Annotated in this window: 11 protein-coding genes and 1 pseudogene; 6 read left to right on the forward strand and 6 right to left on the reverse strand. The window is 72.1% G+C overall.

Translation table 11 applies throughout. The annotated features are described in order from the left end of the window. Nucleotides 1-1000, reverse strand: a pseudogene (locus IH13_RS38160) (RNA polymerase sigma factor); the annotation flags it as partial. Between the two features lie 235 nt (nt 1001-1235). Next, nucleotides 1236-1430: an antitoxin gene (locus tag IH13_RS0122755; RefSeq protein ID WP_031087286.1), complete on the reverse strand. Its 195-nt coding sequence runs from the start codon at nt 1428-1430 to the stop codon at nt 1236-1238. A 387-nt stretch (nt 1431-1817) separates the two neighbouring features. Here IH13_RS0122755 and IH13_RS0122760 point away from each other — a divergent pair, with 387 nt between their 5' ends. Beyond that, nucleotides 1818-3140 carry a D-arabinono-1,4-lactone oxidase gene (locus IH13_RS0122760; protein ID WP_199814813.1) on the forward strand — a complete coding sequence of 441 codons (1323 nt, stop codon included), beginning with the start codon at nt 1818-1820 and terminating at the stop codon, nt 3138-3140. Nucleotides 3141-3156: 16 nt separating this feature from the next. On the opposite strand, the gene IH13_RS0122765 is transcribed toward IH13_RS0122760, so the two are convergent. Together IH13_RS0122765 and IH13_RS0122770 are read right to left on the reverse strand one after the other, a co-directional pair. Then, the gene (locus IH13_RS0122765) at nt 3157-4152 is read right to left on the reverse strand and encodes an MASE1 domain-containing protein (RefSeq protein WP_031087290.1); all 996 of its coding nucleotides are present in this window, start codon (nt 4150-4152) and stop codon (nt 3157-3159) included. Nucleotides 4153-4215: 63 nt separating this feature from the next. Next, nucleotides 4216-5049, reverse strand: coding sequence for a PP2C family protein-serine/threonine phosphatase (locus IH13_RS0122770; protein WP_031087293.1), 834 nt, complete (start codon nt 5047-5049; stop codon nt 4216-4218). A 356-nt stretch (nt 5050-5405) separates the two neighbouring features. On the opposite strand from IH13_RS0122770, the gene IH13_RS0122775 reads away from it, so the two are divergent. Together IH13_RS0122775 and IH13_RS0122780 are read left to right on the forward strand one after the other, a co-directional pair. After that, nucleotides 5406-5585: a hypothetical protein gene (locus IH13_RS0122775; protein WP_031087294.1), complete on the forward strand. Its 180-nt coding sequence runs from the start codon at nt 5406-5408 to the stop codon at nt 5583-5585. Between the two features lie 99 nt (nt 5586-5684). After that, complete coding sequence (locus IH13_RS0122780) at nt 5685-6323, forward strand: SGNH/GDSL hydrolase family protein (RefSeq protein WP_031087296.1); 639 nt, start codon at nt 5685-5687, stop codon at nt 6321-6323. A gap of 88 nt (nt 6324-6411) precedes the next feature. Here the strand turns inward: IH13_RS0122780 and IH13_RS0122785 are convergent, their stop codons facing one another. Beyond that, nucleotides 6412-6927, reverse strand: a complete 516-nt coding sequence (locus tag IH13_RS0122785; RefSeq protein WP_031087298.1) for an ATP-binding protein — start codon at nt 6925-6927, stop codon at nt 6412-6414. A 221-nt stretch (nt 6928-7148) separates the two neighbouring features. Here IH13_RS0122785 and IH13_RS0122790 point away from each other — a divergent pair, with 221 nt between their 5' ends. Then, a complete protein-coding gene (locus tag IH13_RS0122790) occupies nt 7149-7385 on the forward strand; it encodes a DUF397 domain-containing protein (RefSeq protein ID WP_031087300.1) in 237 nt (78 codons plus the stop codon). Nucleotides 7386-7473: 88 nt separating this feature from the next. Further along, nucleotides 7474-8382, forward strand: coding sequence for a helix-turn-helix domain-containing protein (locus IH13_RS0122795; protein ID WP_031087301.1), 909 nt, complete (start codon nt 7474-7476; stop codon nt 8380-8382). A gap of 22 nt (nt 8383-8404) precedes the next feature. On the opposite strand, the gene IH13_RS0122800 is transcribed toward IH13_RS0122795, so the two are convergent. After that, nucleotides 8405-9220, reverse strand: a complete 816-nt coding sequence (locus tag IH13_RS0122800; RefSeq protein WP_031087302.1) for an SAM-dependent methyltransferase — start codon at nt 9218-9220, stop codon at nt 8405-8407. A 396-nt stretch (nt 9221-9616) separates the two neighbouring features. Between IH13_RS0122800 and hemC the strand changes: the two genes are divergently transcribed. Next, the gene (gene hemC, locus IH13_RS0122805) at nt 9617-10552 is read left to right on the forward strand and encodes a hydroxymethylbilane synthase (RefSeq protein WP_031087303.1); all 936 of its coding nucleotides are present in this window, start codon (nt 9617-9619) and stop codon (nt 10550-10552) included. Nucleotides 10553-10829: the final 277 nt, after the last annotated feature.

Raw genomic sequence — 10829 nt, forward strand, 5'->3', positions numbered from 1 at the left:
CGAGGGCTCGGCCGACGGGGAGGCGGGAGAAGCGGAAACGGGCGGCGGGGCCACCGCGTCGGCAGGGCCGGTGAGGGACTCGACAGCCGTGGCCGGCCCCTCGTCCGCGTCGTCCGTGTAGAGGTGCACCGCCGTCCCGCCACCGCCCAGCGTGCCGACCGCCACCAGCGCGGCCACCACCGTGCTCCGGCGGCGCCTGCGCGCCCGGCCCCGGCGCCGCTCGGCCCGCCCCGGGCCCGCGTTGCCACGGGCGGAACCAGCACCAGCCCCGCGAGCAGACCCTCGGCGGGAACCAGGCCGGACCGGTGCCCGGAACAGGCCGTGCAGTCCCGGGCGTGCCGTGCCAGACGCTTGCGCCAGAGCGCGGACGGCACACCGTCCCAGGAGGCGGTGAGATCCGCCAGCAGGACACAGCGCGGATGCGCCGCCAGTGCCCGCACCACCACCCGTGACGCCTCCAGCTGAGCCTTCATCCGCTGCACCCGCACCGCGGTGTGCTCCGGGGACAGCTCCAGTGCGCGGGCGACCTCGCTCCGGGTCAGTTCCCCGGCCGTCTCCAGCCACCACAGCGAGAGCAGGTCGCGGTCGTCGTCGTCCAGCCACCGTGTGGCCTCGGCGGTCTCGCGGCGCTGACCGGTCAGACCGAGCCGGACGATGGTCAGCTCGACGAAGTCGGACGACGGGTCGGCCACCTCACAGGTCTCCCGTATCCGGTCGGCGGATATCTCGCCGCTCCGGCGTTCACGCCAGTGACGGCGTACCTCGTTCATCGTGATGGCCACGAACCACGACCGGAAACTCCGCGGGGTGCGCAGACCGGGCAGACCCCGGAGCATGCGCAGCACACTCTCCTGCACCACGTCGTCGACGTCCGCGTGGCCGTTCAGGGCCCGGCCGACGATGTTGTAGGCAAGCGGTACGACGAGACGAGCCGCTCCCGGGCCCGCTCGTCACCCGCCTGCGCCGCCTTGACCAACGCCGTCTCGCGTGTCTCACCCATGCTGTGCTCACTCTTCCGGGATCCTGTTCCGTCACTTCCCACACTGGGGAGACGCGGTGCGGCGGGGACGATAACAGGAATCGGGGCAGACACCTTCGGCCAGGCCGGGAATCCGGTGCGCGACGCGCCGGAGCCCGTGGCGGCGCGTGGCCGGCCACGGGCTCCGGACTGCGGGAAGAAGGGCGACGGGCGGCCCCAGGGACAGCCGGTTCACCCGACCTCAGGAATCCCGACCTCAGGAATGAGGACGCCCGCCCTGGTCCCGGTCCGAACCGAGCTGCTGCTTGAGCTTGTCCTGACCGCTCTTGACCTGCTTGCCGTACTTGCCGTGCGTCCGGTCGTCGATCGTGTCGCCTGCTTTGTCGATGCCCTTACCGGCCTGGTCCTCATGGCCCTTGAGCATCTGCTTGATCTTGTCCATCGCGGACATGGATGTCCTCCTCGGCTCGGCGTCCCCCTCACCCCAGGGTCACGGCACACGGCCGACTCCGCATCCCGCGCCCGGCCTCGTCGGGGGAGGGAGGTGTGAAGGGCGTCCGGATGGGCAGATACCGGGTGACCAGGAGGGGGTGGTGGCCATGGGCCGCATCCAGATCGTCCGACGTCCGCAACCTCCCACGGGGCCGCCGCCGCTCGACCTGCGTACACCGTCCGGGCGGCCCCTGCCCTACTGAGGGGGCCACCGGCACCGCTCCCGAGACCGCCCGGCCTGCGGACGGCACCCGGGCGCGACCTGACCGGTACGGCACGTGGGGCCCAGGCCGGCGGCGTACGAGCCGTGGAGAGAGCGACCCCGCGGAGCGTAAGCTCGGTGGACATGATCGATCACTCGGCGCACGCCCTGTCGGCCCCGCGGCAGAACTGGGCCCGCAACATCACCTTCGCCGCCCGGCGGCTGCACACGCCCGCCTCGGTCGCCGAACTCCAGGACATCGTGGCGGCCGGGAGCGCGATACGGGCGCTGGGCACCGGACACTCCTTCAACACGGTGGCCGACACCCATGGCGAACTGGTCTCGGTCGCCGGGCTGCCCCGTGCCGTCGAGATCGACCGGGCCGCCCGGACAGCGACGGTGAGCGCGGGGCTGCGTTTCGGGGAGTTCACCGGCGAACTGCACCGCAACGGCTTCGCCCTGCACAATCTGGGCTCGCTGCCCCACATCTCGGTGGCCGGCGCCTGCGCCACCGGCACCCACGGATCGGGGGTCGCCAACCGGGCCCTGGCCGGCGCGGTGTGCGCCCTGGAGTTTGTCACCGCGGACGGCGCCCTGGTGAAGACCGGACGCGGCGACGCGGACTTCCCCGGGACCGTGGTCTCCCTGGGGGCGCTGGGCGTCGTGACCCGGGTGACCCTGGATCTCGTACCCGCGTTCGAGATCCAGCAGTGGGTGTACGAGGGGCTCCCGCAGGACCAGCTCCTCGACCGGTTCGACGAGGTGATGTCCGAGGCCTACAGCGTGAGCCTCTTCACCAGCTGGCGCGACGACCCGGTCGACCAGGTCTGGCTCAAGCGGCGGACCGGCGAAGGCGGCCGGGGCGCGGCGCCCCACCGGTGGCTCGGAGCGACGCTCGCCGACGGGCCGAGGCACCCTGTCCCCGGAATGCCGGCCCGGCACTGCACCGAGCAACAGGGCACCCCGGGCCCCTGGTACGCCAGGCTGCCGCACTTCCGTCTCGAGTTCACCCCGAGCAACGGCGACGAGCTGCAGTCCGAGTACTTCGTCGACCGGCGCGACGCCGCGGCGGCGTACGGGGCCCTTAACCGGATCCGTGAGCGGATCGCGCCGCTGCTGCAGATCGGCGAGATCCGTACGGTGGCCGCCGACGACCTGTGGCTGAGTCCGGCCCAGGGCAGGGACAGCGTGGCGTTCCACTTCACCTGGGTGCCCGACACCGCGGCCGTCACCCCGGTCGTGACCGCCGTCGAGGAGGCTCTGGCACCGTTCGCGGCCCGGCCGCACTGGGGCAAGGTCTTCACCACACCGCCCGCCACCCTGCGCGGTCTGTACGACCACTACACCGACTTCGAGCGGCTGACCGAGCGGCTGGATCCCACGGGAACCTTCCGCAACGACTTCCTGACGCGTCACTTCCCCCGTACCGACGGCGGCGGACCGGAGCGCGCGGAGACCGTCGGCTGAGCCGGCGGGCGACCGCTCAGACCGGGCGCGGCGGGTCCGCCGGGCCGTCCGAGCGGCCCCCGGTGTCCCGCCGCGGCGCGAGTTCCTCGACCAGTGCCGCGAGCTCCTCGCACGCCAGCTCGGTCTCCCGCCGGATGTTGTTGTGCTCGGTGACGATCGCGGCGAGCAGCAGCGCGGTGAGCGCCACACAGCCGTTGAGGACGGTGAGGTTGAGCATCACCTCGAGCACGGGGTGGCCGGCGAAGGGCCCCACCCCGCCCGTTCCGGCGACGATGGCCATCACGGACATCAGCAGCGCGCAGGGTGCGCTGCCGGCCAGCTGGAAGCGCAAGGCGGCCCAGACGAGCACCGGGAAGAGGAGATAGAGCATGGAGAGCGGGCTCCTCGTCGCCACGATCGTGGCCCCCACCGCGACGACGGCCAGGGCCGAGGCCTCCACCCACCGGTCGTCCGCCCGGGGCAGCCGGGCCCTGCGCACGACGAGCAGCAGCGGGGTCACCATGAGGACGCCCATGACGTCCCCGGCCCACCACGCCGACCAGACCTGCCCGAACTGCCGTACGCCGAGGTCGCCGCCGAGCATCAGCGTGGCGGTGCCGACGGTCGCGCTGACCAGCATCCCTCCCATGGCGCCCAGGAAGACCAGGGCGACTCCGTCGCGCAGACGGTCGAGTTCCGTGCGGAAGCCCACGGCCCGCAGCGCGGCACAGGCACACACCGGCGCCAGCGTGTTGGCAGCGGCGATCCCCACGCCGGCAGCGCTGAGAGTGCCGCCGAGGGTGACGACGGTCAGCAGCGCGCCGAGCGCGATCCCCGGCCAGACGCCGGCGCCCAGATACAGGAGGGCCGCCAGTGAGATCCCGGTGGGCGGCCAGAGGGGTGTGACGACCGCGCCCTCCACGCCCACCTGTCTGAGCAGACCGAGCCGCCCGGAGAGGTAGTAGGCGGCGGTGACGCCCAGCATCCGCAGCACGGCTACGGCCCGGTGTCTGGTTTCCTGGCTGCGGATCACGCGTCTCATCAGACACCGCCCACGAGAGCGGGCGGACGTGACACGCGCGCCCCGTCCCGTACGTCATCCGCGCTCGCGGGGCACCGTCTCGTGGCGCAGCACCAGAACCGCGGCGTCGTCCTCGTGCCCGGTCAGCACGGCTGCCTGGAGCACCCGGTCGGCCAGTTCCCCGGCGGTGGCCCCGACATGGGCGCTGACCAGGCGTCGGACCTCCTCGAGCCCGTCGCCTATCGACAACGAGGGCCCCTCGATCACCCCGTCGGTGAGCAGCACGAACGCGCCGTCGGCGGCCAGGGTGCGCCGGGTGACCGGATAGTGCTGCCCGGTCTCGATGCCGAGGGGGAGGCCCCCGGCGTCCGAGGTGACCCCCGAGCCGCCGTCGGCCGCCGCCCACACACCAGCCACATGTCCGGCGCGCGCGCCCGTCAGCTGCCGTGTCACGGGGTCCAGCCGGAAGAAGGAACTGGTGGCGAAGAGGTCGGAGTCCATCGAGAGGATCAGGTCGTTGGTGCGGGCCATCACCTCACCGGGATCGGCGGCCGTACTGGCGACCGCCCGCATCGCGATCCGGATCTGCCCCATGAAGGCGGCCGCCTCGACGTCGTGTCCCTGGACGTCGCCGATGGCGAGGCCGAGCGCCCCGTCCGGCAGCAGGAACGCGTCGTACCAGTCGCCGCCGATGTCGAGCCCGTCGCGTGCGGGGGCGTAGCGGGCCGCGGTCCGGATGCCGGGGAGGGCCGGCAGTGCGGCGGGGAGCATCCTGCCCTGCAGGGCCTGGGCCAGTTCGACACGGGCCTGGTGCGGCCCGACTTCCTGTCTGGCGCGGGCCGTGAGGTGCTGCAGGGTGCTGAGCAGTTCTTCGGCGCTCGCCGACCGGGATGTCCGACGCCAGTTCATGGGCCGCTCCGCGATGCGTTCGTTCCTGGCATCGTATCGGCCACGCACCCCTACTGCTACTGCCCCTGCTCCAAGGCCACCCGGGGCGACATCGGCGTCCCGCTCGTGATCGAATGGCCGCAGCCGGACTCCCCCCGCTGCCCGGAAGGCGGGGCCGAACCCCCGGCATCCGGTTCGGGGTCCGGTACCGGGTCTTTGGACCGCGGCCTCCGCTGTGTCCCGTCCGCCGCCCGGATCGCTGCCCGGGACCGGGCTCCCGGACGGAACGCGGACCTTTTCGCCGGTCCGCCCGTCGCGGACTGTCGGGCAACGCGTACACTCGGCTCCCGTTTCCGCTGATTGGCGGGCATGGACCGATGGATGGGCATTTCGACGTGAGTTTCGCAGACAAGACCGAGGCACCGATCTACGCCGGCCTCGTCGAGGAACAGGGAGACGTCCCGGCCGAGGTGCGGCGGGTGGCCGAGGAGACCCTGCGCGAGGTGGACCGCGCGCTCGACTTCAGCACGGTCCGGTCCCCGGCCACCCTCCGCTAGGCCGCCGAGCGCAGGCGCGCAGCCACGCGCCCGCCGCCGTCAGGTCCTGGCCGCCGGAGACACCGGCCCGGCAGGGACCCTCATGTTCAGGAGCACCGCGTGACCCCCACCCCGCGTGACCTGGAAACCATCCTCTTCCAGGGGGACAGCGTCACCGAAGGCGGTCGGCTGTCGGACCCCGGGAAACCCCTGGGCAACGGCTACCCCTCGCTGGTGGCCGGCCTGGTCCGCGAGGACCGGCCCGGCAACGGCATCACGTTCGTCAACCGGGCCGTCGGCGGTGACCGCGTGGCGGACCTCCGGGCCCGATGGCAGGAGGACGCCCTCGAGGTGGAACCCGCACCGGACGTGGTGTCCGTCCTCGTCGGCGTGAACGACACCTGGTTCCGCTACCAGGCGGGGGAGACCACCTCGCCCCGCGCGTTCGAGGACGACTACCGGGCCCTGCTCACCCAGGTCCGTGACCGTCTGGACGCCCGGCTGATCCTCGTCGAGCCCTTCCTGGTGCCGGTGACGGCGGAGCAGTGGACGTGGCGCGAGGACCTCGACCCGAGGATCCACGTGGTCCGCCGGCTGGCCGCGGAGTTCGACGCCGCGCTGCTGGCGGCGGACGGGCTGCTCAACCAGGCCGCACGCACCGCGGGCGGGCCCGAACACATCGCCGGCGACGGGGTCCACCCGACCCCGCTGGGCCACACACTGCTGGCCCGGGCCTGGCTGGCAGTGGCGAAGGTGTAGGAGGGCGGGGCCCGGCGTCCGTCCCGCCGATGTGCCAGGTCCTCGCCGGCCTCGTGGGGCCTTTGCCCCGGGCGGTACGGCGATGCCCTCAGATGACGGGCACCTTCGCCCAGACGGTCTTGCCCGGACACGTGGGGGACCAGCCCCACGAACTGCTCAGCGCGTCGATGATGCGAAGCCCCCGGCCGCGTTCCAGGAAGCCCGCGTCCTCACGCAGCACGGGCGCATCGGGACTCGGATCGTTCACCGCGCAGACGAGCGCGCCTTCCTGACGGGCGAGCCCCAGCCACGCCGTCGGCCTGCTCACGGGCCTGCCGGCCTGCGGCAGCGCGTGGCAGACCGCGTTGCTCGCCAACTCGTCGGCGACCAGGGTCATGTCGTCCGCGCAGGAGGCGGACTCCAGCCCCCACCGCTCCAGCGAGGCGCGGACGAACGCACGCGCCCGCCGCAGGCTCTCCGGGCCCCCGTCCAGCCCGTGCGTGGCGAACCCGGCGGAACCGATGCCGAGATCCCGTGCCCATCTCTCCCGCGGAACGGCGTCGTTTTCGGCCAGATCCGTGCAGCGGGCCGCTGCTCCGGGGCGGGGTGCGTTCTCCGCGTGCATGAGCGCTGCTCACCCTTCGGTGAAAGGCCGGTTGATGGTGCCGTTTTCGTGTGCCGTGGCGGCCGGACGGGCACTAGTATCCTCGCCGTCCGAGCAGAGGTGCAATTGCATCCGGAATTGCACCCTGTGGTGTGACCAGGAAACACCTGTTCACACCACGGCACGGCCCCCGGCGGGCGCGCCGGGGATGTCCCGACCCCTGCCCCGAAGGAATGGACCGCATGACGCACATCGACAACGGTGTCCCCGCCACCTCTCTCACCGGCGTCGAGTGGGTGAAGAGCCATCACAGCAACCCGAGCGGGAACTGCGTGGAGATGGCCCTCCTCCCCGACGGAGACGTGGCCGTACGTAACTCCCGGCACCCGGAAGGGCCCGCGCTCGTGTACACGGGCGCGGAGGTGCGCGCCTTCCTCGCCGGGGTCAGGGACGGTGACTTCGACCGCATGATCGGCTGAAAGAGGACCGCACGTGCGTGCGTGAGCGCCCCCGCCGAGGGCTCCTGATGGCACACTGGCGTCCTGACGCCCGCCATCAGGAGCCCGCATGCCCGGCATCGAATCGCTTCAGCCGTCACGGAAGCCCGCGCTCGCCCCGGCCACCGGATCAAGTCCCACCGCCCTGCGCCTCGTTCTGGGCGCCCAGCTCCGCCGGATGCGTACGGAGGCGGGTATCACGCCGGACGTCGCGGCCACCTGCATCCGCTGCTCCACGGCGAAGATCAGCCGGATGGAGACGGGGCACTCCCCGTGCAAGGAGCGGGACGCGGTGGACCTGCTCGTGCTCTACGGCGTCACCGACCCGGACCGGACGGCCGAGTTCGTCGACCTGGTGCGCAAGTCGGGGGAGCGCGGCTGGTGGCGTTCGTACGCCGACGTCCTGCCGGACTGGTTCGAGCCCCTCGTAGGGCTGGAGGAGGCCGCCGCGTCCATCCGTACCTACGAGAGCCACTACATCCCGGGGCTGCTGCAGACCTACGACTACGCCCACGCCGTCGTACGCTCCGGGCACGCGCTCGAAGCGGAGGAGATCACCCGGCGGCGGGTGGAACTGCGCATGAAGCGACAGGAGTTGCTCTCCCGCAGTGACGCGCCCAAGCTCTGGGTCCTGCTGGACGAGGCGGTCCTGATGCGCCCGACGGGCGGTGCCGGGGTGATGGGCCGGCAACTCGCCCACCTGCTGGAGATGACGGAGCTGCCCCACGTGACCGTGCAGGTGGCGCCCTTCGAGGTCACCGCCCACACGTCACCGGGCAACGGCATCACCTATCTGCGGTTCGCGATGTCCCAGCTCCCCGATGTCGCCTACATCGAGCATCTGACCAACGCCACCTCGGTGAACAAGCAGGAGAGCACGGACGAGTACCGCTGGATCCTCGACTCGCTCAGCGCCCAGTCCCCGAGCCCCGTGGAGAGCAGGGAGCTGCTGAGGCGGGCGCTCGAACGCTACAGCTGACCCGCGACGCCGCGGGGAGCCCTCACCTCTTGCGGCCGACGCCGCCGTACTCGATCCACTCCAGGGTCTCCTGCTTGGGTGACAGGTCCGAGTCCGGCCGCCACGTGGAGACCTCCACCAGCCCGGGCTCCAGCACGTCCAGCCCTTCCAGGAAGACGTGTACGTCCTCGGGCGGACGCACCCGGCCCCACCGGTTGCCGGTGCTCCTCGCCATGAAGTCGGTGACGAAGTCGCGGGTCTCCTTGTCCTCGCTGACGAGCTGACAGACCACCAGGAAGCTTCCCGGCGCGAGACGGTCCGCCACCCGGCGCACCAGTCTGGCGGGGTCGTCCTCGTCGGGAATGCAGTGCAGCACGGAGACGAACAGCGCTGCCACCGGCTCGTCGAAGTCGATCAGCCGGACCACCTCGGGATGGCTGAGGATCCCGTCGGTGTCCCGCATGTCGGCCTGGATGACCGCGGTCCTGTCGTCCTCCTCGAGTATCGCCTTGCCGTGCGCCAGGACGATGGGGTCGTTGTCGATGTACACGACGTGGGCCGTCGGATCGACGAGCTGGGCGACCTGGTGGACGTTGTCCTGGGTCGGCAGGCCGGAACCGTGGTCGATGAACTGGCGGATCCCGTACTCGGACGCGAGGTGGCGCACGACACGCCGCAGGAACCGGCGGTTGTTCACCGCGAGGACCTTCGTGCTCGGCACGCGCTCCAGCAAGTGTTCGCTGGCGACCCGGTCGGCAGGGTAGTTGTCCTTGCCACCCAGGTAGTAGTCGTACATCCGCGCGACGCTGGGCACGTTCACATCGATGTTCTTCGGAATGGTGGTGTCCCCGTTACTCATGCAGCCCCTCGCCCGTTCAAAGATTCGTCAGCCGTGAGGGGTCATGCTAGGTACCTGATCGTGGGGCGGACAGCCCTCCCAGGGGTGAGGGCGGGCCCAGGGAGGCGAATTGGCCAGCCGTCCGGGGCGACGGTACGGCCGCCGCAGGTCGGACGAAAGGGTGCCCGCACCCCGGCACGGCTGTCCACGCCTTCATCGGATGCGGGAACAGGCTGGTCCACGGGGTGCGCGGCCGGGCGCCGGCCCGCCCCCGGCTCCGGCCCGGGACCGGGCGGGCAACAACCGTTGGGTAAACCCCCGTTCAAAGCGGCCGGAAATCGACTGTCGCCGGGCCTGACCCGCCGCTCCGCGTGGCAGACGACCCGCAGGAGGGACCGGCGCTCTATCGTGTGCGCCATGCCCGTCCCCGAAATGATCCGCATCGTCTCCCGTGACTCGCCCATGGCCCTGGCGCAGGTGGAGCGCGTCCGGGCCGAACTGGCGGCCCGGTACCCGTCCCTCCGCACGGCTGTGGTCCCGGTCAGGACGACCGGCGACACCTGGCTGGGGGACCTCGCGCAGGTCGAAGGGAAAGGGGCCTTCACCAAGGAGGTCGACGCCGCGCTCCTCGCCGGGGAGGCGGACCTCGCCGTGCACTGCGTCAAGGACATCCCCGCGGACCGGCCGCTCCCGGCCGGTACGGCGTTCGCCGCCTTCCTGGAACGGGACGACATCCGCGACGCCCTCGTCCACCCGGACGGCCTGGCCCTCGACGAACTGCCCCCCGGCACCCGCATCGGCACCTCGTCCGTCCGGCGGGCCGCTCAACTCGCCGCCCTGCACCCGGGTTTGCGGTGCGTTCCGTTCCGTGGCAACGCCAACCGCCGCCTCGCCAAGCTCGCCGCGGGTGAGGCCGACGCCCTGCTGCTCGCCGTGTCGGGTCTCCGGCGCATCGGCCGGCCCGACGTCATCAGCGACATCCTGGGCCCGGAGACGATGTGCCCGCCCGTCGGAGCCGGGGTCCTCGCCCTGCAGTGCCGCCAGGACGACACCGCTACCATCGATGCCGTAGCGGCGCTCAACCACCCGGCCACCTACCGGGAGATCACGGCCGAGCGCATGTTCCTCCATGTGCTCCAAGGCCACTGCAACTCCCCGATCGCCGGGTACGCCACGTCGCACCGGAACGGCGACCTCTCGTTGCGCGCCTGCGTGTTCACGCCCGACGGCAAGACGGTCCTCAACGCCCACGAGTGGGCGGGACCCCTGGACCCCGCGACCCTCGGTACCTCGGTGGCCGTCGCCCTGCTGCGGCAGGGCGCCCGCGAACTGATCGACGGCATCGCCCACTGAACGCCACCGCGGGGCGGGGGACGCGGCGCCTTCCGTGCACCCTGGGCGGTGGCCGTGCCGGGTTCGCGGACCGCCGCTTCCAGCCAGGCGGGCCCGGGCCCCACCCGCGGGCGGAGGCCCTCCGTCCCCGACGACGGGCCGAGGTGCCCGGACCGTGCCGGCGCACCCTGACCTTCCGCGTCGTACCGCCATGGTCGCGGCCATCCATCCGCACGACGGATCGCTTCGCCGACGGCTGACCGCCGCTCAGGCCGGTCCGGCATGCCGGACCGGCCGG

The sequence above is a fragment of the Streptomyces sp. NRRL WC-3549 genome (genome assembly GCF_000721935.1).
Lineage (GTDB): Bacteria > Actinomycetota > Actinomycetes > Streptomycetales > Streptomycetaceae > Streptomyces.

Bases quoted from the DNA above. Each gene is read 5' to 3' on its own strand.
- IH13_RS0122795 (WP_031087301.1), top strand. From the start codon at position 7,474: ATGCCCGGCATCGAATCGCTTCAGCCGTCACGGAAGCCCGCGCTCGCC.
- IH13_RS0122755 (WP_031087286.1), bottom strand. From the start codon at position 1,430: ATGTCCGCGATGGACAAGATCAAGCAGATGCTCAAGGGCCATGAGGAC.
- IH13_RS0122790 (WP_031087300.1), top strand. From the start codon at position 7,149: ATGACGCACATCGACAACGGTGTCCCCGCCACCTCTCTCACCGGCGTC.
- IH13_RS0122760 (WP_199814813.1), top strand. From the start codon at position 1,818: ATGATCGATCACTCGGCGCACGCCCTGTCGGCCCCGCGGCAGAACTGG.
- IH13_RS0122785 (WP_031087298.1), bottom strand. From the start codon at position 6,927: ATGCACGCGGAGAACGCACCCCGCCCCGGAGCAGCGGCCCGCTGCACG.
- IH13_RS0122775 (WP_031087294.1), top strand. From the start codon at position 5,406: ATGGATGGGCATTTCGACGTGAGTTTCGCAGACAAGACCGAGGCACCG.
- IH13_RS0122800 (WP_031087302.1), bottom strand. From the start codon at position 9,220: ATGAGTAACGGGGACACCACCATTCCGAAGAACATCGATGTGAACGTG.
- IH13_RS0122770 (WP_031087293.1), bottom strand. From the start codon at position 5,049: ATGAACTGGCGTCGGACATCCCGGTCGGCGAGCGCCGAAGAACTGCTC.
- hemC (WP_031087303.1), top strand. From the start codon at position 9,617: ATGCCCGTCCCCGAAATGATCCGCATCGTCTCCCGTGACTCGCCCATG.